Source organism: Camelimonas sp. FR25, from assembly GCF_059740505.1.
On the sequence record NZ_JCAWFG010000103.1, the window covers coordinates 51,148 to 74,489 of the forward strand.

Here is a 23,342-nt window from a genome sequence, read left to right on the forward strand (position 1 = left end):
CCCTGCGCCGCTCCGCCGCCGCCCGGTTGCTGGCGTATGGCGCCGCGCTTCGCCCTGGATGCATCGCATTTCGGTCATGGCAGCGTGATGGAACCGTCGCCACGCGGGACGATTGTCGACCAGGAAGCGCTTTGGTCCATCTCACGTGACCCAGGGGCCGGGGGCGATTCATCCCAGATCAGGCGCGCAGGCGAAGAGGCGAAGCCATGAGCCATAACTCCATGCCGGGCGACGCGCCGTCGCAGGCCGTAATGGGCCGCCGCGCTTTGCTGCTGCGTAACCCTGGCGCGCGGCGGGGCGGAGAGGCGCTCGACGCCGTGTTGCAGCGGCTTGAAGCAGGCGGCCTGTCGGTCACCGTCGAGAATTTCGACGCGCTGCCCGAGATCGCCCGCGATATCGTGCGGCTGCGCGATCGCGCCGATCTGGTGATCATCTGCGGCGGCGACGGCTCGGTGTCGTCTGGAGCGCTGGCGGTGATGGAGAGCGGCCTGCCGCTCGGCGTCATCCCCATGGGCACCGCCAATGATCTAGCGCGTACGCTTGGCATCCCGATGGATCTGCCGGAGGCGGCGGCGGTGATCGCCGACGGTCATACGCGCCGCATCGATATGGGCACGGTCAATGGCCACGCGTTTTTCAACGTCGCCAGCCTTGGTCTCAGCACCGCTCTGGCCCAGCGGCTCGATCCTGATCTGAAGCGGCGCTTCGGCCGGCTGGGCTATGCGCTGGCGGCCATCAGGGTGCTGGCCGGCGCCCGCCGTTTCAGCGCCTCGATCGAGCAGCGCGACGGGGCCGTGCGGGTCAAGACCTTCCAGATCGCCGTGGGCAATGGCCGCCACTATGGCGGCGGCAATGTGGTGCAGGAGGATGCGGCCATCGATGACGGCCATCTCGATCTCTACAGCCTCGAGATGACCAATCTGTGGAAGCTGGCGCTGATGTTGCGCTCGTTCCGCTCAGGGTCGCACGGTGCCTGGCGGGAGGTGCGCACGGCGCGCTGCGTTGAATTCGACATCGTCACCCGCCGCCCCATGGCGGTGAACGCCGACGGCGAGATCGTCACCCAGACCCCGGCGCATTTCCGCGTGCATCCCAAAGCGATCAGCGTGTTTGCGCCGCGTGAGGGCGCCGTGGTCAACCCACCCTGGCTGTTTCATCGCTGAGCGGTGAGGCGGCGAAGATCGCAGGCAAGGACGCGCCCATGGCTACTGCCAGGACGCTCTGCAGGAGCCAGGGCCGCTGCGCTCGCACCAGCCCAAAACAGCCAAAAGCCCCGCGCGACCTGCTGGTCGCCGGGGCTTTTTGGTGCACCGGAGAGATGGTGCCCAGGAAAGGACTCGAACCTTCACGAACTTGCGTCCACTGGCACCTGAAGCCAGCGCGTCTACCAATTCCGCCACCTGGGCCCGTTTTCGTCTTCAGCGTCGCCGCTGTCGTCGTCCGGTGAGCTGGGGTTTAAGGGGCGCCGGGGCTGGTGTCAACGGCCAAAAACCGGGCCACGCATAACTCTTCAGCTATCCACAGGTCGCTGTCTGGCGCAGCCAGGGCGCGGGCTTGCGGCCGCCGCGCCTTCACCCGCTGAGCGCCGTGCGAACACTGCCAAAAGCCTGGCTTGCGCGCCAGAGAGCGGCCATGCTGATGTCCTTCACAACACTCAATAATCATGGGAGGAGCACGGCATGGGGTCAGCGGCACAAACGGGGCGGATGGCGCGCCCGGCGCGGGAGAGCTTCGGCCTGTTCATCCCGATCCAGACGCGGTGGCTCGACAACGACATTTACGGCCATGTGAATAATTCGGTCTACGGCCATTACATCGACACCGCCATTAACGACTGGCTGGCCCAGAACCAGATCGTCGACGTCCACGCCGCCACCGGGCTGATCGGGCTCGTCGTCGAAACCCGCTGCCATTTTTTCGACAGCGTGGCTTTTCCAGACCGGCTTGAGGCCGGCCTGCGCATTACGCAGCTGGGGCGCTCATCGGTGACATTCGAGGTGGGGGTGTTTCGGGCACAGGAGGCGCTGGCTGCGGCGCTCGGCGTCTGCGTGCACGTCTATGTCGACCGAACGACGCGGCGACCGACGCCGCTGCCGCCGAAGGAGCGCGCCAGTTTCGCCCAATTGCTGACAAGCGACGGCGTGATGGCGACCTGACGCCAGACCCCGATGAGCATGACGCATCGCGGCCTGATTGAGCCCGTGCGGCGCGTTGAGCATGTCAGGAAGCGGATGCGCCAGCATCTTCGCATCCACTTACGAAACCGGAAGGTGATGAGGCGACATGCCCTGATGGGGCGTATCTGGCGCCCAAACGGGGCGCCAGAACGAACGTGCAACCCGGGCACGTCAATCGGCTGCGGTTCAGAGGCCCAGCGCAATGAGATGCGGGATCAGCGGCTCATCAGCCGGCGGCATGGCGAAATCGCGCAAACCGGTCGGGCGCACCCATTTCAGCGCCTGACCTTCGCGCGGCGTCACCAGCCCCTCCCAGCGCCGGCAGACATAGAGCGGCATCAGCAGGTGGAAGTCGTCATAGGCGTGGCTGGCGAAGGTGAGGGGGGCGAGGCACGCCTCCTTCACGGTTATGCCCAGCTCCTCATGCAACTCGCGGATCAGCGCCGCCTCCGGCCGCTCGCCGGGCTCCAGCTTGCCGCCGGGGAACTCCCACATGCCGGCCAGCGCCTTGCCGGCAGGCCGCTGGGCGATCAGCACCCGGCCATCCTGGTCGAGCAGGGCGCAGGCCACCACCAGCACCAGCCGCATGGCTGGCTGGGCGGCGGGCTGCTCCACAGGCGCGGCGTCGGTCAATGCGCTCATTCAATGGTCCATGAGGTCTGCACGGTGGCCGACAGGGTCATCTCACCGGCCTCGACCGGCACGGCCTCTGCAGCAGGCGCTGCTGCGCGCATCATCTTCATGCCGTCATAGGGGCGCGGGGCCATGTGGCCGGCGCCGATGCTCTGCAACTGGCCGAGCTTGGCGCCCGCCGCCTCAACCAGCCGTTGCGCCGTGGCGCGGGCATTGCGCACCGCCTCCGCCTGCAACTCTTCCTGAACCTTGCTGCGGCCCGAGAAGTCGAAGCTCAGATTATTGATGCGATTGGCGCCTTCGCCTGCCGCCGCCGTCAACAGCGGGCCGAGCCGCGCCAGATCACGCACCCTGATGGTCACCGTATTGCTGACGGTGAAGCCATCTTCTTCGCTCGACATGGCGCCAGAGCTGTCGCGCCGGTTGCGGTAATTGGGCGTGATCGAGACATTGTCCGTGCGCACGTCGCGGGCCTCAAGGCCGGCCTTGCGCACCGCCTCGATCACCTTTGTCGCCGCCGCCGAATTGGCGGCCAGCGCCTCGGCGGCGTTCTTGCCGCGATTGCTGACGCCGATGGTGATCACCGCCATGTCCGGGGTGACCTCGCGGGTGGCGACGCCCGACACGCTGACAATGCGGGGCAGCTTGCGCACGCCGTCCGGAGTTTCTGCTGAGGCAGGCGCGGCCAAGGCCAGCAGAACGGAGGCGGCGACCACCGGCGCGGCGGCAAGCCGGCGGGTGGTCACGATGCGGCGTGCGCGTGCGGTCATGAGCGATAATCCCCGTTGATGGCGACGTACTCTTTGGTGAGGTCGCAGGTCCATACGGTCGCCGCCGCGCGGCCGAGGCCGAGATCGACGGTGATGGAGATTTCATCGCCCCGCATATAGGCGGAAGTTTGCTCTTCGTCGTAGGCCGGATCGCGCGCGCCCTGGTGGGCGACGCGAATATCGCCGAAGGAGATGGCGACCTTGTCGCGGTCAGCCGGCTCGCCAGCCTTGCCAATGGCCATCACCACGCGGCCCCAATTGGCGTCTTCGCCCGCCACCGCGGTCTTCACCAGAGGCGAATTGGCGATCGACATGGCGATGCGATGGGCCGACCGCTCGCTGGTCGCGCCCTGGACATTGACGGTCACAAGTTTGCGCGCGCCCTCGCCGTCGCGCGCCACCTGCTGGGCGAGGTCGCGCAGCAGCGTGGTCAGCGCCTTGCGGAACGGGGCCAGCCGGCGATCGCCCGAGGCGCTGATCTGCGGCGCGCCGCGCTCGGCCGCCGCGCCGGTGGCGAACAGCAGCAGTGTATCGGAGGTCGAGGTGTCGCCGTCGATGGTGACGCAATTGAAGGTGCGGTCGGTGGCCTTGCGCAGCAGCGCCTGCAGCGCCGGGGCGGCGATCGGCGCATCGGTGACGACAAAGGACAGCATCGTCGCCATGTCGGGGGCGATCATGCCAGCGCCCTTGGCCATGCCATTGATGGTGACCTTGACGCCGCCAAGCGTGGTGGTGACCGTCGCCACCTTCGGGAAGGTGTCGGTGGTCATGATGGCGCGGGCGGCGTCCTGCCACAGCTCCGGCGTGGCCCTGGCGGCGCACTCCTCGAGCACGCCCTCGAATTTGCTGGCGTCGAGCGGCTCACCGATGACGCCAGTGGAGGCGATGAAAATCTGGTTGGCGCGGCAGCCGACGGCCTTGGCGGCGACGCGCGCCGTGTGCTCAACCGATTTGCGGCCCTTGAGGCCGGTGAAGGCGTTAGCGTTGCCCGAATTGACCACCAGCGCCCGCGCCTCGCCGCCCGGCAGGCGGTCGCGGCACCAGTCGACCGCCGCCGACGGGCATTTCGACCGGGTCAGCACGCCGGCGACGGCGGCGGGACGATCGAAGATCGCCAGCATGACGTCGGTGCGTCCCTTGTATCGGATCCCCGCCTCGGCCGTGGCGAAGCGCACGCCCTCGATCGGCGGCAGCTCCGGCGTGAACTTGGGCGCGAGGGGAGAAATGGCAGACGACATTGGTCGCTCCTGAGGGTTGCGAACGACGCCCGATCGGATGCGCCGGTGAAAACACGTGTTGTTCCGCGCCCCTTCATGGCGACGCGGCTGCTGTGATGGCGCTGCGCCTCAGCGACGATTGTCCTGAGGCGGCGTCTGGCCTCCTGCGCGCGGCGGCGTGGCCTTGCCCGGCGACTTTGGCTCAGACCTGCTTTGTTGAGGCTTCTGCTCCTTGCCACCCGTCTGGCCACCCGCTTGGCCACCTGCCTGGCCGGCGTCTTGCCGGACCTCTTGCCCGACCTTTTGCCCGACCTCCTGCTTCGCCCCCGAGCCAGACCCAGGGCCGGGGATGACGCTGGCGTCCTTTACGGCGCCAGACGTCGGCGCTTGCGGCTCAGGGCTCGCGGGCGCGGGCGGGGGCGGGGCGGGCAGGGGCACACGCTCGATCTTTGCCTTCGATCGCAGGCCCAGCACCAGATCCTGCTGCGCCTTGCGCGTCAGATAGGCCTCGATCTCCGGGCGCACCTCGTCGAACGACGCGGCGGGTCTTGTGCGGCGTTCCTCAAGCTGGATGACGTGCCAGCCGAACTGGGTCTTGACCGGCGACGATACTTCCCCTGCCTTCAGGCGGAAGGCGGCCTCGGAAAATTCCGGCGCCATGCGATCGCGCGAGAACCAGCCGAGCTCGCCGCCATTGCGGGCGGCGGTAGGGTCGGTCGACATCTCACCGGCCACTACGGCGAAATCCTCACCGGCCTTGAGCCGGGCAAGCGCCCTGGCGGCGTCGGCCTCTGTTGCGGTCAGGATATGGCGGGCGCGCACCTCTTCTTCCGGGCGCACGTCCTTGAGGGTCTGCTGATAGGTTTTCTGCGCCGCTTCTGGCGTCACCGCCCGCCGCGCCTCGCTCGCCAGCAATTCATCGAGCAACAGCTTGTTGCGATTGTAGGTGGCCTTGCGCTCGAACTCAGGCGTCAGATCGAGCTGCTGCGCGATGGCGGCGCGGCTGCCCAGATGCAGATCAATGAGATAGCTCAGCACATGGTCCTTGCGGCTCTCATCATTGAGACGCGGCAGCCGGTCGGCCATGTCCTTCATGGCGATGCGCACGTCGCCCAGCGTGATCGGCGCGCCATTGACCCGGGCCAGCACGGTTTCATCAGGCAGGCCGGCGGTGGGGTCGGCGGCGGTTGCTGCTGGCGACGCGCCGCGCTGGGCGCTGACCGCGGGCGTCACATTCGACCGGCCCTCGGCGTGGGTCGCAGCAGCGCCCGCAAGGCTGGCGGCGATTGCGGCGAGACCTGCGACGATGGCGCGGCGCGTGCTGGCGATGCGTACATGAACATGCATGTGGCTCGTCCTGGCTGGTTCGTTCAATCGTCTCGTCCGGGCGCCTGTCGCCTGGACGAACCCAAAGGTAGGCGCCGACCGGCAAGGCTACGGCATGGCTACGGCATGGGGCCGCCGGGGGCATTGTGCGCGAAGACGGCCAGCGCCGCCATCGCCATGTGGCGTGGCCGCCACGCCCTCAGGCGCGGTGAGCCTCGCCGTCCGACAAGCTACGCCCGCTGGGCCCCTGCGCAGCTCCCCGCTACGCCGATCGGCGCACCGCCTGCGTCAAGCCTGCTGCACCAAGCCTGGGGCGCCGATGGGCGTACCCGGGGTGGCGGCTCAGGGCGTCCAGGCCGGGCGGGGCCTGGCTTCCTCATCGGCGCGGTGGGCGTCGTCGATGACGTCGCGCAAGGCGCGCAGGGCCAGCTCGACGCCTTCGCCGGACGCCGCCGACAGCATCAGGGGGCGCTGGCGGCAGGCCGCAGCCAGTTCGGCCAGCCTCGCGGCGCGCGTGTCCTCGTCAAGCGCATCGATCTTCGACAGCGCCACCACCTGAGGCTTCTCCGCCAGCTCATTGCTGTAGGCGGCCAGCTCGTCGCGCACCACCTGATAGGCGCCGGCGATGTCTTCCTGGGTGCCGTCGACCAGATGCAGCAGCACGCGGCAGCGCTCGACATGGCCCAGAAAACGGTCGCCGAGGCCAAGGCCCTCATGGGCGCCCTCGATCAGGCCGGGGATGTCGGCGAGCACGAACTCGCGATTGTCCAGCGCGACGACGCCGAGGCCGGGATGCAGCGTGGTGAAGGGATAGTCAGCGATCTTCGGACGCGCCGCCGATACGGCGGCGAGGAAGGTCGACTTGCCGGCGTTGGGCAGGCCAACGAGGCCGGCGTCGGCGATCAGCTTGAGGCGCAGCCAGATCCATGCCTCCTGGCCCTCAAGGCCGGGATTGGCGCGACGCGGGGCCTGGTTGGTCGAGGTCTTGAAATGGGCGTTGCCAAAGCCGCCATTGCCGCCGCGCGCCAGGCAGACGCGCTGCCCGGCCTCGGTCAGGTCAAACAGCATGGTCTCGCCGTCTTCGGCCAGAATCTGCGTGCCTGCCGGGACTTTCAGCACCACATCATCGCCCTTGGCGCCGGCGCGGTTGCGGCCCATGCCGTGCATGCCGCGCCGCGCCTTGAAGTGCTGCTGGTAACGGTAGTCGATCAGCGTGTTGAGGTTGTCGACGCACTCGACCCACACATCGCCGCCGCGACCGCCGTCGCCGCCGTCCGGACCGCCGAATTCAATGAATTTTTCACGGCGGAACGAGACGCAACCTGCGCCGCCGTCGCCCGAGCGGATGTAGACTTTCGCCTGGTCAAGGAACTTCATGGCTTCCCGTAAATCACTGCCGGCCTGAGTGCAAACCGCGCCTCTCCATAGAGCATATTGCCCTGGGGCGGAACCTGATTCCGGCGTGGCGGATCGCCCGCCTTCGGAAGGCAGGTCACGCGCTTGTCGCCCCAAGTGGCCCTTGTCGCCCCAAGCAGCGCGCTAGTCGCCCCAAGCCGCGCTGTTGCGCCTTGAAGCCGCGTGCGTGTTGCCCCAGGACGCGCGCAGGGCGCGACTACGCTGGCCGCCAACAGCGCCGCCCCTGCGGCCCAGGAAGGCCAGGGCCGCTCGCCATGCGCGCCGGACAGAGGTTTCGGGCTGGCTTTCTCGCGGTTTGCGGGCAAATCTTGGGCAGGGAGACGCCGATTCAGGCGCCGGCGCGCATGGCGCCGCCGTTCCCGGCCGGTTTCTGGCGCGGCGGCCTCATGGACGCGCCTCACACCTCACAATGATGCGGGCGGCGCCATGACAGCACAACCAGGCCCCAGCAGCCACGCGACCCTCGGCGCTGATCCAGTGACGACGCGGGCCTCCAACCAGCTCGGCGTCGGGCTGATGGTTGGCGGCGTCTTCCTGTTCGCGCTCAATGACGTGCTGGGCAAATGGCTGGTCGGGACGTTCGGGGTCGGACAGATCCTGCTGGTGCGCAGCATCGCCTGTCTGCTGATCCTCGCGCCATTCTATATGCGCACCGGGCTCGCGCCGCTGTGGCAGGCGCCGCGCCCGGGCCTGCAAATCATCCGCGCCCTGTTTTCGGCTGCTGAGGTGGCGCTGTTTTACGCGGCGGTGATCTGGCTGCCGCTGGGTGACGCCGTCACCTTTTATATGGCTGGGCCGATTTATGTCGCGGCGCTGGCGGCGCTGTTGCTCGGTGAACGCACCGACACCACCGGCTGGCTGGCGATCTTCGCCGGCTTTATCGGAGTCATTGTGGCGCTGGAGCCAGGCGGGGCGAGCTTTACCTGGCCGGCGCTGATCGCTTTGGCTGGCAGCATCCTGTTCGCCTTTTCGATGATCATCACCCGCTATCTGCGCGGCACGCCTGATGTGGTGCTGGTGACTGGAACCACCGTCGGCGCCCTGCTGATCAGCATCGTGCTGCTGCCGTTTGGCGGCTGGAAGCCGGCGGGCGCGGTGGATCTGCTGCTGATGGCCTGGCTGGGCGTGGTGGCGCTGATCGCCCATGTCTGCGTCAACCGCTCGCTGCGGCTGGCGCCGGCGACGGTCGTTGTGCCCTATCAATATCTGCTGATTGTCTGGGCGATGTTTCTGGGCTGGCTGGCGTTCGACGAACAGCCGCGCCTCACGGCCATGGCCGGCTCGGTTATCATCGTCGTCGCTGGCATCTTCCTGTTCCTGCGCGAAAAGCGCCAGGAACCGGCCGATCCGGACATCGAGACGCCGCCGCTGCCATGATGGGCGCGCGCCAAAGCCGCCCCTGGCGGTTGCAAGGGGCGGATATTCAGGATGGATGAACCATCAGGCGTGGCCGCCTGATGGTTGGGCCTGTTAGCGCTGGCGAGCCTTGCGCTCGGCGTAACGCTGGTCGCGGCGGGCCTTGGCTGCTGCGGCCTCGGCGGCGGCGTTCTCGGCGGCCTCTGCGGCGGCGCGGGCTGCCTCAGCTTCCTGCGCGGCCTTCTGCTCAGCGGCGGCAGTTTCAAGCCGCTGCTTCTCGGCGGCGCGGGCCGCCTCGCGTTCGGCGCGGCGCGCTTCACGCTCTTCAGCCGCGGCCTTGCGCTCGGCGGCGCGGGCGTCAAGGCTGGCCTGGGCGGCCTCGCGCTTCTGGCGATAGGCTTCGAGCCGCCCCTGGGTCGCTTCGCGGGCGGCGTTGCGGCGGTCGGTGAAGGCGGCGTTTGGGATCGTACGCAAAACAGTTCCTTTGTGTGGGCGATAGCCACGAGCAATCAGACAACAGCATCTGATCGAACAGATTTGGCCCCAAGACAAGAGCGGCGCCCCCATCCACGCACATTTGCCAGAGCACATGTCCGGCAATTGCGCAGCGACGCGCGCCTGGGGCAGGCGCAAGGCAGGGGTGCATGCGGGCCAGGGCAGCTGGTCAGGACGGTCGCCACATCTGCTGGCACGTTTCCCGGACCAGGCGCGACGGCAAGCGCTGCAAGCTATCAGGCCGTGAGCACGTGGCATGGCCGCCGCCCCATCGGACAACGCCAATGCCCCATGCCGTAGGCTGGACATTATGGCCGACAAGGCGGCGAAAGTGAGGAGGGGCCGCGTGGGGCGGAGCCGCGCCCGCACTTCCTCCCGCTTCGCGTCAGCTGGCGCGGAACGGGAGGCGGGGAGGGTGGCCAAACTGGTCACAGCGCAACCAGCCTCGCCAACCGACGTGCTGGAGCGGATTATTCAGCGGCGATCGCCAGCGGCGTTAGCTCGGCGTGATCATTGGCCGCTGACCATACAGGCGTTGCCTCAGCTGCCTGGGCCGCGCGCGCGCGCCGCAGGCGCACCACCGGCAGCATGCCGCCCCGCGCCGGGAACGGCGACAGCCCGGTGCCCTGCACGTCGAAGCCGAGCTTGCCCAGAACGCGCAGCGAGGCGGCGTTATGGGTCAGCGCTTCGGCGCCAATTTCTGTGGCGCCAGTCTCGGCGAAGAACAGCTCGAGCACGGCGCCCGCCGCCTCGGTGGCGTAGCCGCGGCCCCAATATTCGGCGCCGAGCCAGAAGCCGAGGAAAGCGTGGTCGACGTCGTCGCGCGCCGAGAGCGCCGGCGGCTGCACGGCGACGACGCCGATCAGCTCGCGTGGCCGCTTCTTCTCGCAGATCGCCAGGGTCAGGCCATCGCCGCGTGCGTTGGCGAGGCGGGAGGCAAAGATGAACTGGTCGGCGCCGCCTTGCGGATAGGGATGCGGGATCAGCGCGGTCATCTCCGCCACCGCCCGGTCGCCGGCCAGATGCTCAATGGCGCTGGCGTCGGCAAGGCGTGGCCAGCGCAGGCACAGCCTGTCGGTGGTCAAAGAGAAACCGTCGTCGATGGTCTCGCGGGTAAACATTGGCTCCGCTCCGATTGGAACTGGCGAATCGCTCCTGCGCCCAGGATCAGTGGGCCTGCATCCGCTGCGGAAGGGAAGAACGAAGCGATTCACGGCGTCGTGAGAGAGGTGGTCCGGACGTCTGGACTGTCCGGAAACGCGCCATGGTCTCATCTGGTTCACCGCATTCGCCTGAAAACTGGCGCATGCATGTCCCAGAGTTGCGACACTGCTGTGACTGCTTGTCTTTTCGCCCCGCAAAGGATGCGGCGAAGACCAGGTCTTCGCCGAAGGCCAGAGCCGTCACCGCCCCTGATGGGTCGGCGTCGGCTGCTGATGTCCGTGGTCAGAACACGTCGGAACCCATCAGCCTGTTACGCCTGATGGCGACGCGCCATGTGCAGGAAGCAACTTCCATGCCGGAAAAACAAAAAAGGGGAGATGGCGCCCCATCTCCCCTTTTCCGGAACCTTGCAGACATGACGTGCAAGCTTGGTTCCGCCAGGGTCAGGGACGCCGGCGGAAGCTTGTGTCATAAGCCTTCGCCGTTACTCAGCCGCCGCTTTCGACGCTGCGTCATTCGCCGGTACAACCGATACGACCGAGCGGCCGAGACGGATGCCGAAGCGCACTGCGCCGTCGGTGAGGGCGAACAGGGTGTGATCCTTGCCGATGCCGACATTGGCGCCCGGATGGACCTTGGTGCCGCGCTGACGCACGATGATGTTGCCGGCCACGACTGCCTCGCCGCCGAACTTCTTTACGCCAAGACGGCGACCGTCTGAGTCGCGACCGTTACGGGACGAGCCGCCTGCTTTTTTATGAGCCATTTTATGTCTCCTTTATTTGCCGGGGGCCGGTCTTAGCCGTTGATGCCGGTGATGCGAACCAGGGTGAAGTCCTGGCGGTGACCGCGCTTGCGCTTCGAGTTCTGGCGACGACGCTTCTTGAACGCGATGACCTTGTCGCCACGGCCGTGGCTGACGATCACGGCGTCAACCGAAGCCTTGGCGGCGTCGGCGCCGGCCTTGAAGGTCTCGCCTTCGCCGACCAGCAGCACGTCAAACTTCAGGGCGTCGCCAGGCTCACCAGCCTGCAGGGCGATCGAAATCTTGTCTTCGGCGGCGACGCGATACTGCTTGCCGCCGGCTTTGATGACTGCGAACATCGTTTGTTCCCGTGTTCTACCCCGACCTTGACGCCTGACGCAGGGAGCGTCCGACAGCTGGCCGGCTTTTTGGCAGCCCGTTTCCGGTGCTATGACGCGAAAGCCGCTGATATAACGGCAGACGCAAAGGGTCCGCAGGCAGGAGATCCTGCGCGGAAGCGGCTACATAGTCCGGCGCGGCCCGAAATGTCAATGATCGATCAGCGGTTTCCGGCGATGGCGCCGCTGGAAGGCGGGTCGCCAATGGGGTCAGTCGCCAAGGGTATCAATCGCCACGGGGATCATCTGCGCGCTGGAGTGCGCACGAAACTGCGGGGCCGCCTTTTGGCCAATACCGCAGCTGCGCCGCGCCGCAGTAGGCTGCGGCCATGTTCAGGCGGGCAACACCCGCGCCATCTCATCTCCAGCCGTAAGGGGAGGCGGCTCCCGGGCGCGCCTGCTGCAGCGCACTTGAGCCAGCTTTCCTGTTCCAGCGTTCTTGCCCCACCGTGTTTCGCCCGCCGCACTGGCGCGCCAGATATTCCGAAGGACAGCATCATGTCAGCAAACGACGTCGTCATCGTCAGCGCCGCCCGCACGCCAGTGGGGTCGTTCTCAGGCGCGTTCGCCGCCATGCCCGCCCACGAGCTTGGCGCCGTGGCTATCCGCGCAGCGCTGGAGCGCGCTGGCGTCGAGGCCGGCGCGGTGGATGAGGTGATTCTCGGCCAGGTGCTCACCGCCGCCCAGGGGCAGAACCCGGCGCGGCAGGCGGCGATGAAGGCCGGCGTGCCGGTGGAGGCCAGCGCCTGGGGGCTCAATCAGGTCTGCGGCTCGGGCCTGCGCGCCGTCGCGCTTGGCATGCAGCAGATCGCCAATGGCGACGCGAAGGTGATCGTGGCCGGCGGCCAGGAATCCATGTCGCTGTCGCCGCACGCCCATCATCTGCGCGCAGCCACGAAGATGGGCGACGCCAGCTTCATCGACACCATGATCCGCGACGGTCTGTGGGACGCTTTCCATGGCTATCACATGGGCAATACGGCAGAGAACGTGGCGCGCCAGTGGCAGATCTCGCGCGATGAGCAGGACGCCTTCGCCGTGGCCTCGCAGAACAAGGCGGAGGCTGCAAAGAACGCGGGCCGCTTCGCCGATGAGATCGCCGCCGTCACCGTGCCGGGCCGCAAGGGCGACGTCACCATCGACACGGATGAATATATCCGCGACGGCGCGACGCTCGAGGTCATGGCGAAGCTGCGCCCGGCCTTCGTCAAGGATGGCACGGTCACCGCTGGCAACGCCTCGGGCATCAATGACGGCGCGGCGGCGCTGGTGCTGATGGGGGCCGATGAGGCGGCGCGGCGCGGCCTTACGCCGCTGGCGCGCATCGCCTCCTGGTCGACGGCCGGCGTCGCGCCGGAGATCATGGGCTCGGGACCGATTCCGGCGGCGCGCAAGGCGCTGAAGAAGGCGGGCTGGAAGGTGCAGGACCTCGATCTCGTCGAAGCCAATGAGGCCTTCGCCGCCCAGGCCATTGCCGTCAATCGCGACATGGGCTGGGACCCGGCCATCGTCAATGTCAATGGCGGGGCCATCGCCATCGGCCACCCCATCGGCGCCTCCGGCGCCCGGGTGCTGACCACGCTGCTGCATGAGATGCGGCGTCGCGACGCCCGCAAGGGCCTCGCCACCCTGTGCATCGGCGGCGGCATGGGCGTGGCGCTCACCGTCGAACGCTGAGTCGCGGCTTAGCCGACCTACGCCGACGGGCGTCGCGATGTTCGCGACGCCCGTCCTTTTTAACGCTGCGATGAAGACCATTGGCGAAGGCCGCCGACGCACCTCTCACCAGGTGATGCGCAGGCCGGCCTTGCCGCTCCAGCCATGACGGCGACCGTCGAAGCTGGTCTGGTAGCTGGCCGAGGCATAGAGCGCGGCGTTGGCGTTGAACTGGGCGGTGACGCCGGCGCTGATGTCGGCCCAGGCCCCCTTCATGTCGGAGCGGAATGGGGTGTAGCCGAGGTCGCTGGAAAAATTGGCGCGCGGCGTGCCGGCGAATTCATTCCACAGATTGGCGCGCACCCAGGCGTTCATGCCGATCGGGCCATTGCTGCTCTCGATGATCCACGAGCGCGACAGCCTCGCGCCGATGCGGGCGGCGACCGAATTCACGCGGGTGAATTTGACGAAAGCCGCATCATCATGGCCGCTGTCGAGGTTGATCTTCTGCAGGATGATCTGGGCCTGCGGCTCCAGCACCCAGCCATCGCCAAGCTGGATCGGGTAGCCGCCTTCCAGCGAGAACGCCGCGCCAAAGCCATCGGTATTGAAGGTTGCGACCCGGCCAGAGGCGGCCTTGGCGTTATACCTGGTGCCCTGGGCGACGGCGTCCACATACCAGCCCGTGGCGCCGTAATGGGTCCAATAAGCGCCGACGGTATAAGCGTCGAAGCGCATGTCGCCGGCGCGACCGCCTGCATAATGCTTGACGTCGCCATCGGCGCGGCCAGCGCCAATGTAGAAGCCGAGGTGATCACGGCTGCCGTCGGCGTGCTGCTTGCGATACAGGTCCATGCCGATCTGGAAGGCATAAAAATCCCAGGCGAAGCCGGGGCCGCCAGCATAGCTCCTGTCGCCTGAGACACGGCCATGGCTGCCGATCACCCGGCCCCACACGGCGTTGGCGATCGGCGAGCCGCCCGCCGCTGCGGAGAAGCCGCGCTGCAATTCCTGCTCGCCAACGCGCTCATGCAGGGTGCCCAGCATCGTCTGGCCGTAGAGCAGCGCCATCGACGGCAGCGCAGCATAGAGCGCCGTCTCTCGCCGATAGGCCGGCGCCCCTGGCGTGCCGCCGCCGCCGCGCGAGGCGTCGTCATCGGTGCGCAGATACCAGGATTCCGGGTCGGAGGCGTCGCGCGTCCCGCGGTGCAGCGTGTAGCGATAGGGGCCGACGAGCAGTGGCTGCGGCGTGTTGAAGGCGTTGGCGGCGGTGGTTGCGCCATTAATGGCGCTGACCACCTGGATGCCATTGCCCGGCGTCGCGGCGCCGGGGCCGCCGATGTTGGTGATCAGCAGCGGTGTGGACCCGGTGGCGCCGCCGCCATTAATGATCAGCCGGTCGGACGGCGAGCCATCGCCGCCCAGATAAGTGTTGAGCGCGATGGCGCCGCCAGCGCCGTGGTAGCTGCCGACGGTGAGGGTGTTGCCCACCTGGCCGCCGCCGCCGATCTGCACGAGGCCGGCGTTGACCAGCTGGCCGCCCACGGTGAAATTGCCGCCTGGGCCGTCGGAGAACGCCGCCATGGCGTTGGCCACCGCGAGGACGCCCTGGTTGGCCACATCGCCGGTGACAGCGCCATAGCCGCCGAGCGTCGCGCCCGGGGCGATGCTCACCTGGCCGGGGCCGATGACGGCGCCGCGATGGGCTGCGTCGCCCACCGCCAGCACGCCAGCCGCGACGCTGGTCGGGCCGCTGTAGCTGCTCACGCCGGTGAGCAGCAGCGCGCCGTCGCCGGCTTTGCTAAGGCCGCCAGCGCCGGTGACGCCCTGGGTGATGACGCCGGTGACGCCCGCCGCCACGTCGACGCCGCCATTATTGGCGGTGACCGAGACGGCGCGGGTCGGGGCGAGGGTGAAGCTGTCGGCGAAGCGCAGGGCGCCGCCGTCGAGGGTGATGGCGCCGTCCGGCGCGCCGAGCACGGCGTCGGCGCTGGCGGCGATCATGCCCTGGCGGATCAACAGCCCGCCGGAAAATGTATTTGCGCCAGCCTGGGGCGCGAGCGTCACCACGCCGTCGCCGGTTTTCTCCACCGCGCCTGCGCCGATGATCTGGCCAGCGTAGGTCGCGTCATCGCCGCCGGGCTGGGTGAAGCGCACCACGCCGTCGTTGCGGATATTGGCGACATTGGCGGCGGCGTCGGCGCGCACCGGCAGGTTCTGCGCCCGGCCTTCGAGCACGCCGGCGCTTTCGACAAGGGTCTCGCCCAGATAATTGCTGTTGTCGCCGGTCAGCGTCAGCACGCCAGCGCGCACCGTCGTGGTCTCATAGCCGGCGAGCGGGCCGGTGATGGTCCACTGGCCGGCGCCTTCCTTGATCAGCTCCTGGAAATTCGGCAGATGGCCCGCCAGCTGGTCAGTCGTGCCCGCATCGCCATTAAGGAACACCCGATTGCGACCGTCGCCGCCATCGATGGCGCCGTCGATGGTCGATCCGGCCCAGATATGCAGCTGATCATCGCCGTAACCGAAGGTGAGATCGCCATGCAGCAGCGCATCGGGCCGGTTGATCATGACGATGCCGGTGTCGGGGCTGAAGCTGCCCGTGCCGATCAGGGCGCCGCCTTCGACGCGGGTGATGACGCCATAATTGTCGACCACATTGGCGACGCCGGTGGTTTCGTCCTGAAACCACAGAGCGGCGCTCCATTCGGCGCTGACCAGGCCGTAATTGGTGATGCGATTGCCCGAGCCGTGCACATTGATGGCTTCGGCGTTCATCTGGTCGCCGGTCTTGATCACCGAGCCGCCGCGCTCGATGACGATAGTGGAATTGCTGTTGACCTCGATGGTGTTGAGGCCGGTGTTGTACAGGCCGCCAGGGCCATCCCACACCGTCTGGTTGGTCACCGTGCCGCCGTCGCGCACGGTGATCGTCGCGCCGTCATGCAAAGAGATGGCGTTGGCGTCGGCAGTGCTGACGGTGGCGCCGCTCTCGATGATCACGGTCTGATTGTCATTGGCCGGGTCGCGGCCCGTGCCGATGGTCTCCGTCCACGGGTTGGGCGCGGCGGATGTGCAGGTGGTGGTCGCCCCGGACAGAACGCAGGCGGCGAGCGCCGGGCTCGTCGTGAGGACGTGTACTGAGGCGGACACGGAAATCAGTCCCAGCGCGGTGGTGGAAGTCAACAAACGCCTGAACGCCGACATCAAGTTCTCCAGCCGTCCTGCACCGCTCATGGCGCGGTCAGGGAGCAGGCGCGGCAACGCACGCAAGATCATTGCGCGTGCGACAGATGTGGCGGGGAATGGCTGCGTTGCAGATTGTTGTCAGCCGAAAGCGCCAGCGCCTGGTGTTCATCAATGCGCAACGCCAGGTATCCGCTGGCGTTGGCGGTGTCGAACAACAATAGCGATGATGATCGGTCGGCTGATCCGGGCAATACGGACCGACATGCTACCGAATTGGGCCGCTGTTGCGCCTTTTGGGACTCATCGACATCTCCGGCCCTCTACCCCTTTCGCTGGATAGGCGCTTGTGACGATTATTATTAACACACCAGGCATAAGCTCTGCGGTTTCGTTTTACATCTGACATCACGGCGTCGCACAATTGCGCTGCTGCGGAGACGTAGGTTGCCTTTAGGGCATGTGCCGTCGTTGAGCGGTGGCGCCCTGGAGCGGTGGGGCCTTGGGGCGGCGAGCGCCCGGCGGAGACAATCGCGCGCGGCGGCGGGCATGCCCCAGGCCAGACCCCAGCCGGCATCACGCCTGTGCGACCGAATAGCCGCCGTGGCCAGCGCCATACGCTTGCGGGGTAGTCGTCCAGCCAATCCGATCTGTCGCTATGGGGTCGTGCTTAGACTTTCCTCCTAAGACGTATTTCCGCCCGCCCTTCGACTTTCAGCCAGTATTGCCCACGCTGCCGTCGTCGTATCACCCCCCGAACCGGCCGATGTCCAGATATCGGCGTCGGGCGCTGCGGTGTCGCCGGCGTGCGCGCCACGTCCGTATGGTTGTTGTGATGCGCATGTTCTGTACTGACGCGGTGTGATGCCGGTCGGACATGCTCACGTGGAGAAGATTTATGTCCCGGGTTGCTGTTGTTACGGGCGGTACGCGTGGTATTGGCGCGGCCATCTCGCAGGCTCTTGCTGCGGCAGGTTACAAGGTCGCCGCCGTATACGCAGGAAACGACGAGGCGGCGGCGGCATTTCGCGCGGAGACCGGCATCAGCGTCTATAAATGGGACGTGGGCGACGAGGCCGCCTGCGCCGAGGGGCTGGCGCGCGTCGCTGCAGAGCTCGGCCCGGTGGATGTGCTGGTCAACAACGCCGGCATTACCCGTGACGGCATGTTCCATCGCATGACGCTGGAGCAGTGGCGCGCGGTGATGAACACCAATCTCGATTCCATGTTCACCATGACCCGTCCGGTGATCGAGGGCATGCGTGAGCGGGGCTTCGGCCGCGTCATCAACATCTCGTCGATCAACGGTCAGAAGGGCCAGATGGGCCAGGCCAATTATTCCGCCGCCAAGGCCGGCGTCATCGGCTTCACCAAGGCGCTGGCGCAGGAAAACGCCGCCAAGGGCGTCACCGTCAATTGCATCTGCCCTGGCTATATCGACACCGATATGGTGGCGGCGGTGCCGGAAGAGGCGCTGAAGAAGATCATCGCCACCATCCCCACTGGACGCCTCGGCAAGGCCGATGAGGTGGCTGATCTGGTGGTGTTCCTTGCCTCCGACCGCGCCGGCTTCTTCACCGGCGCCGTGCATACGATGAATGGCGGGCAATATATCGGCAATGGCTGACGGCGTTTGACCGGACCGTGAGGCGTCGACACGGCGCATATGACGAAGGCGGCTCCCGTAGCCGCCTTTTTTGTTGCGCTGCGCCAGTCATGGCCGTGTACCCGGGGCCGCAAGGCTTCCCTTCGCGCCAGCGCTGGTCTAACCCCGCTGGCGATCGCCCGCCGCGTGATGCGGGCGCCAGAGCGGCGCCTGCGGCAAGCAGGCCGGGGAAACGGACCTGGGACATGGCATTTTCGGTGGGCTTGAAGAACCAGAACTGGCTGACGCTGACGGCGGACGACATCCGTGCCGGGGCGACCATGGTCGGCGACCACAATCCGGTGCATCACGATGAGGAATTTGCCCGGACAACGCGCTTCGGCGGGCTGTTCGCCAGCGGCGCCCACACCTCGGCGCTGCTCGCCGGCATGGTGAGCAAGGGCTGGCCAAAGCTGGAGACGCCAGGGGCGCCGCGCGGCTATGTCGGGGCGGATTATTTCGTCCAGTTCAAGGCGCCCTGCATGGCCAACCACCGCCTGCGCTTTGAATGGGTGGTGACGGCGATAGAGCCGACCAGCCGCGGCCAGATTATCAAGCTGGATGGCAGCGTGACCGATGAAGACACTGGCCAGCTGACGCTGACCGGCAAGATGACCATGTTCGGCTATTTCGACTGAGGCGTGGCCGCAGGGATATTGAACCCTCTGGCCCTCAGCGCCCCACCGCCGTCATGCCCGTGCCTGTCACGGGCATCCACGACTCTGCTGACGCTTGCGCTGTAGCTGCCGAAGACGTGGATGGTCGGGGGCGCCCGACCATGACGGTAAGTGGGGTGGGGCGATGGCGCCAGGCGCTATCAGAAGTTGTTTTTCCACTCGCGCAGGGCGGCGAACACCGCCACCGGGTCGCTGGCGTCGAGATTGACCGAGGCGGCCAGGGCCGGCTGGTCGGCGCGCAGGAAGGGGTTGGTGGCCTTTTCATCGCGCAGCAACGACGGCACCGTCAGCTGGTTGTCGGCGCGCTGGCCTTCAACCACGGCGGCGCGCAGCTTCAGCGCGGCGTTGTCCGGATCGACCGCGAGGGCGAAGCGGGCGTTCGACAGGGTGTATTCGTGGCCGCAGAACACCTGGGTGTCGTCTGGCAGCGCCGCGAGCTTCTGCAGCGAGCGCCACATGTCCTCCGGCGTGCCTTCAAGCAGACGGCCGCAGCCCAGCGCGAACATGGTGTCGCCGGCGAACAGGGCGTGGGCGCTGGGGAAATAATACGAGATGTGGCCTGCGGTGTGGCCAGGCGTGAACAGCACCTGGCCAGCGAGGGCGCCGACCATCACCGTATCGCCCTGGTTCACATAAACGTCCGCCTCGGGCACGAACTCGGCCTCGCGCACCGGCGCGACCACCCGGGCGCCGAAGCGCTCTTTCAGCGGCGCGACGCCAGCCACATGGTCCGGGTGCTTGTGGGTGACCAGGATGTCGGTCAGCGTCCAGCCGGTCTTGTCGAGGGCGGCGAGAATCGGCTCCACCTCTGGCGCGTCGATGGCGGCGCAGGCGCCTGTCTCGGTGTCGCGCATCAGGACGCCAATATTGTCGGACAGGCAGGGGAAGACGTGGAATTCGGCTGGCATGCGGTTATCTCACTGGTCAATAGGCCTGAACGCGGGTCAGCCGCGGCGCGACCGGGTGGTTTCGATCGGGGGCGCGTCCTGCATTGCAACTCCCCGGCGACGCCGTGAAGCAACAGCACATGACATCCTCAGGGCGTGCGCCCGATTCACTTCTGTCGCATCTTGCCCTGAAGCGTGATCCGATCAAACTGACCAGTGGCTACGATCCTGTCTGGCTGTCGACGGCGCCCAGGTCTGGGATGCGGTTCTGCGGCGCAGTCGGCGGGTGTAGAGAGGCGTAGGCCGGATCGTGCGGCAGGTGACCTGATCAGGCGTCGCCGTCAACAATTCGCCCGCGCGCAGCACGGAGCGGGCCTGCGCCGGGCAGTCTGTCTGAACCGGTCGCCGCAAGCGGCGCGATAACAAGGAGCAATATGGCCATCGACGTCGTCGACCTGCGCGCGTTCTACGCCACGGCCACTGGCCGCGCCGCCAGCCAGATCATCGGCAAGGCGGTGGCGTCGCTGTGGACGTCAACGCGCGGCTTGCGTGTGCTGGGCATCGGCTACGCCACGCCCTATTTGCCGCTGGTCAGCGCCGGGGCTGAGCGCGTCGCCGCCTTCATGCCCGCCGCCCAGGGCGTGGTGAACTGGCCAGCCAGCGGCGCCAGCGCCTCGGCGCTGGTCGACGCCGGCATGCTGCCGCTGCCCGACGCCGCCTATGACCGAGTGCTATTGGCCCACTGCCTCGAGCATGCAGATTCGTCGCAGGACGTATTGTCCGAGGTCTGGCGGGTGCTCAGCCCAGGGGGGCGGTTGCTGCTGGTCGCGCCCAACCGCCGAGGCGCCTGGGCGCGCAGCGACGCCACCCCATTCGGCCATGGCCAGCCGTGGAGCCGCACCCAATTGCGCAATCTCCTGCGCCAGAGCCTGTTTTCGCCCGAGCACTGGCTAGACGCATTATATATGCCGCCATTCCGCGACCGGCTGCTGCTGCGCTCAGCCACCGGCTGGGAGAAACTGTGCGGCGGCCTCGGTCTGCCCTTCGCCGGCGTCCATGTGGTGGAGGCGAGCAAGCAATTGCACCGACCGATTGCGGTGACACGCCACCAGCGGGTGGTGCGCTTCAATCCGGTGCTGGCCCCCGAGGCCGGGGGCGCGCTGTCACGCAAGGCGGCCCCGTCTGGCCGTCAGGACATGCGCTGACGTTGCAGGGCGGCGGGGCCTGAGCTGCGCCGGTAGGACTCAGGGCGCCGGCGCCACGTCGACCACGTAGCCGCGACCGCGATCATCGGCGGCGACAATCGCCAGCCGCGCGCCGGGCCGGCAGACCTCGCCCTTGGCCAAAAGCGTAAAGCCAAGTCGTGTCCGGGCCAGATCCGGGCGTTGCGTCGCCGTCGCCGCTGCTGGCCGCAGGCGCTGGCGCGGGCCGCTACCGGCGGCGACGCCGTCACACAGCGCCGTCATGAGGGTGGCGCGATCGGGGGCCGTGAGATCAACCGTCCAGCCGCTGATCGCCAGCTTGCCGTCGGGCATGCGCTGCACCGCCTCCACCACGCCCGCAGGTGTGGCGAAGCCAGCGCCAGCTGAGTGCAGGCGGGCGTTCAGTGCTCGGGGATCGTCGGTCGCTGCGGCCGGGGCGACCAGCGCCACCACCTGCGCCGCCGTGTGGCGCAGGCGCATGTCCATCACTTCGCGCACAGCGCCCCAGCCAGCTAACGCGGCGAAGAGGAGGCAATAGATGGTCGCCAGGCGCAGCAACTGCGTCTCGCCCTGCGCGTCGATGCGGGCGCGCAGGCGGGCGTAGAGGGCGAGATCAACCCGCCCAAGCAGCACGCCGACCAGCACCGCCAGCGCCATGGCCAGCGCCCAGGCCAGCGGCCAGGGCGTGGCCTCGGGCGTCCAGTGATAGACGGCGATGATCAGCGGAATATGGGCGAGGTAGATGGCGTAGCTGGCGTCGCCAAGGGTGAGCCCGAGCCTGCGCAGCCAGGCCAGCGCCGGGCGCACGAAACCTGCGGGCGCCTCCCGCGCTGCGGTGACGCTGCTGGATTGCGGGCCGATGGTCGCGGCGATGGCCAGGGCGGAGCACAGTCCGGCGATGGCGCGATAGTCCTGCAATCCCACAAAATCCCAGGCGAAGAACGCCGGCGCCGGCGCCAGCGCCAACAGGGCGGGGACGCGCAACCGCCCGGTCAGCCACGGGACCAGCATGCCGCAGGCGAAGGCGATATTGGCGCTGGCCAGCGGCAGGCGCAGGATATCCGGGGTCAGCGACGCCTCAAACTCTGGCCACAGCCACATGCGCGCGCCGATCAGCGCCAGCCATACAGCGGCTAGCGCCGGGATAAAGCGGGCGCAGCGCGCCCAGACCACCAGAAACACAAAGACGTAGAAGGTGACCTCAAACACCAGGGTCCATTCCACCGAGCCAAGGCTCCAGGCGGTGGGCCCCACGGGGACCAGGGTCAGCGACAGCAGGCGCGGCGTATGGAAATAGCCCGCCAGCAGCGGCGACAGCAGACAATACAGCGCGATGATCAGCAGATAGATCGGATAAATCCGCGCCAGCCGGTGCAACAGGAAGCGCCCGGGCGGCGTGCGCGGCGCGAGCCGCGCCATCAGGAAGCCAGAGAGCGCGAAGAACACCGCGACGCCCCAGACGGCGAAGCGCTCCCAGACATCGCTGAAGCCGGCGGGAGCGCCTGCCTTGAGCACGGCGTATTGCGCAGCGTGGTAGACCACGACGGTCAGCGCCGCCACGCCGCGGAAATATTGCAGCGCGTCGATGCGGCCGGGTCGGGATGCGATGTGCTGGGTCAAGGTGCGCGCCGGTCCATCCTGGCTGGGCGGCGGGCGAGCGCCGGCGCCACCGCAGGTTTTCACCCTTGCTGGAATGCTTCTCATAAACATCTGGTGAACGCACGGCGGATTTGCGCTGAACACGCGCTTCGCCAACCACCTCCACCGCCGTCATGCCCGTGCTCGTCACGGGCATCCACGTCTTGCCTGTGACCCGACCGGACGCGGCGAAGACGTGGATGGTCGGGTCAAGCCCGACCATGACGGTGAGTTGAGGAGGGCGATGGCGCGAGGTGATGTTCCTGGCGTTCGCCATGCCGTGAAACGGGGGCAAGCACGTACCCGCTAGCCGCTCCACCGCCGTCATGCCCGTGCTCGTCACGGGCATCCACGTCTCGCCTGTGACCCGACCGGACGCGGTGAAGACGTGGATGGTCGTGTCAAGCCCGACCATGACGGCGGGTGGGGGGGATGGCGCTGGTTCATGCCCTGGCGTTCGGCATGCCAGCGAAGCAGGTAACGCTACCTCGCCGTCACCCCCCCTGCCGTCATGCCCGTGCTCGCCACGGGCATCCACGACTTGTCTGTCACCCGAGCGGATGCGCCGAAGGCGTGGATGGTCGTGTCAAGCCCGACCATGACGGCAGTTGGTGGCGATGGCGCAAGGCCATGTCGATGGCGTTCGGCATGCCACCGAAGCAGGCAACGCTACCTCGCCGTCAACCACCCCTGCCGTCATGCCCGTGCCTGTCACGCGCATCCACGCCTTCCTGTCACCCGACCAAACGCGGCG

20 protein-coding genes and 1 tRNA gene are annotated in these 23,342 nt (G+C 67.5%); 7 read left to right on the forward strand and 14 right to left on the reverse strand.

Annotation, left to right across the window (positions count from 1 at the left end; translation table 11 throughout):
• Positions 1-206 precede the first annotated feature (206 nt).
• Positions 207-1,163 (forward strand): lipid kinase, encoded by a 957-nt coding sequence (locus AC6A67_RS15220; RefSeq protein ID WP_498037406.1) that lies wholly within the window; start codon positions 207-209, stop codon positions 1,161-1,163.
• Between the two features lie 156 nt (positions 1,164-1,319).
• Here the strand turns inward: AC6A67_RS15220 and AC6A67_RS15225 are convergent.
• Positions 1,320-1,406 (reverse strand) — tRNA-Leu (locus tag AC6A67_RS15225).
• A gap of 273 nt (positions 1,407-1,679) precedes the next feature.
• Here AC6A67_RS15225 and AC6A67_RS15230 point away from each other — a divergent pair.
• A complete protein-coding gene (locus AC6A67_RS15230) occupies positions 1,680-2,156 on the forward strand; it encodes an acyl-CoA thioesterase (RefSeq protein ID WP_498037407.1) in 477 nt (158 codons plus the stop codon).
• Positions 2,157-2,363: 207 nt separating this feature from the next.
• On the opposite strand, the gene AC6A67_RS15235 is transcribed toward AC6A67_RS15230, so the two are convergent.
• The 5 genes from AC6A67_RS15235 to obgE all read right to left on the reverse strand — a co-directional run bounded on the left by AC6A67_RS15235 (position 2,364) and on the right by obgE (position 7,500).
• Positions 2,364-2,765 carry a (deoxy)nucleoside triphosphate pyrophosphohydrolase gene (locus AC6A67_RS15235; RefSeq protein ID WP_498037572.1) on the reverse strand — a complete coding sequence of 134 codons (402 nt, stop codon included), beginning with the start codon at positions 2,763-2,765 and terminating at the stop codon, positions 2,364-2,366.
• Between the two features lie 50 nt (positions 2,766-2,815).
• Positions 2,816-3,580 carry an SIMPL domain-containing protein gene (locus AC6A67_RS15240; protein WP_498037408.1) on the reverse strand — a complete coding sequence of 255 codons (765 nt, stop codon included), beginning with the start codon at positions 3,578-3,580 and terminating at the stop codon, positions 2,816-2,818.
• On the reverse strand, positions 3,577-4,818 hold the full coding sequence (gene argJ, locus AC6A67_RS15245; RefSeq protein ID WP_498037409.1) for a bifunctional glutamate N-acetyltransferase/amino-acid acetyltransferase ArgJ: 1,242 nt from the start codon (positions 4,816-4,818) through the stop codon (positions 3,577-3,579). Before argJ ends, AC6A67_RS15240 begins: the two co-directional genes overlap by 4 nt.
• Before the next feature lie 108 nt (positions 4,819-4,926).
• Positions 4,927-6,144, reverse strand: a complete 1,218-nt coding sequence (locus AC6A67_RS15250) for a peptidylprolyl isomerase (protein WP_498037410.1) — start codon at positions 6,142-6,144, stop codon at positions 4,927-4,929.
• Between the two features lie 321 nt (positions 6,145-6,465).
• Positions 6,466-7,500, reverse strand: a complete 1,035-nt coding sequence (obgE, locus tag AC6A67_RS15255) for a GTPase ObgE (RefSeq protein ID WP_498037411.1) — start codon at positions 7,498-7,500, stop codon at positions 6,466-6,468.
• 465 nt (positions 7,501-7,965) lie between these two features.
• On the opposite strand from obgE, the gene AC6A67_RS15260 reads away from it, so the two are divergent.
• Complete coding sequence (locus AC6A67_RS15260; protein ID WP_498037412.1) at positions 7,966-8,916, forward strand: DMT family transporter; 951 nt, start codon at positions 7,966-7,968, stop codon at positions 8,914-8,916.
• Positions 8,917-9,009: 93 nt separating this feature from the next.
• On the opposite strand, the gene AC6A67_RS15265 is transcribed toward AC6A67_RS15260, so the two are convergent.
• The 4 genes from AC6A67_RS15265 to rplU form a co-directional block, all read right to left on the reverse strand.
• Positions 9,010-9,369 carry a DUF6481 family protein gene (locus AC6A67_RS15265; protein ID WP_498037413.1) on the reverse strand — a complete coding sequence of 120 codons (360 nt, stop codon included), beginning with the start codon at positions 9,367-9,369 and terminating at the stop codon, positions 9,010-9,012.
• Positions 9,370-9,860: 491 nt separating this feature from the next.
• Positions 9,861-10,511 (reverse strand): GNAT family N-acetyltransferase, encoded by a 651-nt coding sequence (locus tag AC6A67_RS15270; protein WP_498037414.1) that lies wholly within the window; start codon positions 10,509-10,511, stop codon positions 9,861-9,863.
• 527 nt (positions 10,512-11,038) lie between these two features.
• Entirely contained in the window at positions 11,039-11,320 is a 282-nt protein-coding gene (gene rpmA / locus AC6A67_RS15275) for a 50S ribosomal protein L27 (protein WP_498037415.1), read from the reverse strand.
• Positions 11,321-11,352: 32 nt separating this feature from the next.
• Positions 11,353-11,658: a 50S ribosomal protein L21 gene (gene rplU, locus AC6A67_RS15280; RefSeq protein ID WP_498037416.1), complete on the reverse strand. Its 306-nt coding sequence runs from the start codon at positions 11,656-11,658 to the stop codon at positions 11,353-11,355.
• A gap of 537 nt (positions 11,659-12,195) precedes the next feature.
• Here rplU and AC6A67_RS15285 point away from each other — a divergent pair.
• Positions 12,196-13,374, forward strand: coding sequence for an acetyl-CoA C-acetyltransferase (locus tag AC6A67_RS15285; RefSeq protein ID WP_498037417.1), 1,179 nt, complete (start codon positions 12,196-12,198; stop codon positions 13,372-13,374).
• Positions 13,375-13,479: 105 nt separating this feature from the next.
• Here the strand turns inward: AC6A67_RS15285 and AC6A67_RS15290 are convergent, their stop codons facing one another.
• Positions 13,480-16,560, reverse strand: a complete 3,081-nt coding sequence (locus AC6A67_RS15290) for an autotransporter family protein (protein WP_498037418.1) — start codon at positions 16,558-16,560, stop codon at positions 13,480-13,482.
• A 68-nt stretch (positions 16,561-16,628) separates the two neighbouring features.
• Positions 16,629-16,757 (reverse strand): hypothetical protein, encoded by a 129-nt coding sequence (locus AC6A67_RS15295; RefSeq protein WP_498037419.1) that lies wholly within the window; start codon positions 16,755-16,757, stop codon positions 16,629-16,631.
• A gap of 680 nt (positions 16,758-17,437) precedes the next feature.
• Between AC6A67_RS15295 and phbB the strand changes: the two genes are divergently transcribed.
• Together phbB and AC6A67_RS15305 are read left to right on the forward strand one after the other, a co-directional pair.
• Positions 17,438-18,166, forward strand: coding sequence for an acetoacetyl-CoA reductase (gene phbB, locus AC6A67_RS15300; RefSeq protein WP_498037420.1), 729 nt, complete (start codon positions 17,438-17,440; stop codon positions 18,164-18,166).
• Positions 18,167-18,390: 224 nt separating this feature from the next.
• On the forward strand, positions 18,391-18,822 hold the full coding sequence (locus AC6A67_RS15305; protein WP_498037421.1) for a MaoC family dehydratase: 432 nt from the start codon (positions 18,391-18,393) through the stop codon (positions 18,820-18,822).
• A 179-nt stretch (positions 18,823-19,001) separates the two neighbouring features.
• On the opposite strand, the gene gloB is transcribed toward AC6A67_RS15305, so the two are convergent.
• Entirely contained in the window at positions 19,002-19,769 is a 768-nt protein-coding gene (gene gloB / locus AC6A67_RS15310) for a hydroxyacylglutathione hydrolase (protein ID WP_498037422.1), read from the reverse strand.
• A 413-nt stretch (positions 19,770-20,182) separates the two neighbouring features.
• On the opposite strand from gloB, the gene AC6A67_RS15315 reads away from it, so the two are divergent.
• A complete protein-coding gene (locus AC6A67_RS15315) occupies positions 20,183-20,953 on the forward strand; it encodes a methyltransferase domain-containing protein (RefSeq protein WP_498037423.1) in 771 nt (256 codons plus the stop codon).
• A gap of 39 nt (positions 20,954-20,992) precedes the next feature.
• On the opposite strand, the gene AC6A67_RS15320 is transcribed toward AC6A67_RS15315, so the two are convergent.
• Complete coding sequence (locus AC6A67_RS15320) at positions 20,993-22,570, reverse strand: acyltransferase family protein (protein ID WP_498037424.1); 1,578 nt, start codon at positions 22,568-22,570, stop codon at positions 20,993-20,995.
• Positions 22,571-23,342: the final 772 nt, after the last annotated feature.

What these genes read in the sequence shown, in the direction of transcription:
- AC6A67_RS15220 (WP_498037406.1), top strand. Translation starts at nt 207, where the DNA reads ATGAGCCATAACTCCATGCCGGGCGACGCGCCGTCGCAGGCCGTAATG.
- AC6A67_RS15230 (WP_498037407.1), top strand. Translation starts at nt 1,680, where the DNA reads ATGGGGTCAGCGGCACAAACGGGGCGGATGGCGCGCCCGGCGCGGGAG.
- AC6A67_RS15235 (WP_498037572.1), bottom strand. Translation starts at nt 2,765, where the DNA reads ATGCGGCTGGTGCTGGTGGTGGCCTGCGCCCTGCTCGACCAGGATGGC.
- AC6A67_RS15240 (WP_498037408.1), bottom strand. Translation starts at nt 3,580, where the DNA reads ATGACCGCACGCGCACGCCGCATCGTGACCACCCGCCGGCTTGCCGCC.
- argJ (WP_498037409.1), bottom strand. Translation starts at nt 4,818, where the DNA reads ATGTCGTCTGCCATTTCTCCCCTCGCGCCCAAGTTCACGCCGGAGCTG.
- AC6A67_RS15250 (WP_498037410.1), bottom strand. Translation starts at nt 6,144, where the DNA reads ATGCATGTTCATGTACGCATCGCCAGCACGCGCCGCGCCATCGTCGCA.
- obgE (WP_498037411.1), bottom strand. Translation starts at nt 7,500, where the DNA reads ATGAAGTTCCTTGACCAGGCGAAAGTCTACATCCGCTCGGGCGACGGC.
- AC6A67_RS15260 (WP_498037412.1), top strand. Translation starts at nt 7,966, where the DNA reads ATGACAGCACAACCAGGCCCCAGCAGCCACGCGACCCTCGGCGCTGAT.
- AC6A67_RS15270 (WP_498037414.1), bottom strand. Translation starts at nt 10,511, where the DNA reads ATGTTTACCCGCGAGACCATCGACGACGGTTTCTCTTTGACCACCGAC.
- rpmA (WP_498037415.1), bottom strand. Translation starts at nt 11,320, where the DNA reads ATGGCTCATAAAAAAGCAGGCGGCTCGTCCCGTAACGGTCGCGACTCA.
- rplU (WP_498037416.1), bottom strand. Translation starts at nt 11,658, where the DNA reads ATGTTCGCAGTCATCAAAGCCGGCGGCAAGCAGTATCGCGTCGCCGCC.
- AC6A67_RS15285 (WP_498037417.1), top strand. Translation starts at nt 12,196, where the DNA reads ATGTCAGCAAACGACGTCGTCATCGTCAGCGCCGCCCGCACGCCAGTG.
- AC6A67_RS15290 (WP_498037418.1), bottom strand. Translation starts at nt 16,560, where the DNA reads ATGTCGGCGTTCAGGCGTTTGTTGACTTCCACCACCGCGCTGGGACTG.
- phbB (WP_498037420.1), top strand. Translation starts at nt 17,438, where the DNA reads ATGTCCCGGGTTGCTGTTGTTACGGGCGGTACGCGTGGTATTGGCGCG.
- AC6A67_RS15305 (WP_498037421.1), top strand. Translation starts at nt 18,391, where the DNA reads ATGGCATTTTCGGTGGGCTTGAAGAACCAGAACTGGCTGACGCTGACG.
- gloB (WP_498037422.1), bottom strand. Translation starts at nt 19,769, where the DNA reads ATGCCAGCCGAATTCCACGTCTTCCCCTGCCTGTCCGACAATATTGGC.
- AC6A67_RS15315 (WP_498037423.1), top strand. Translation starts at nt 20,183, where the DNA reads ATGGCCATCGACGTCGTCGACCTGCGCGCGTTCTACGCCACGGCCACT.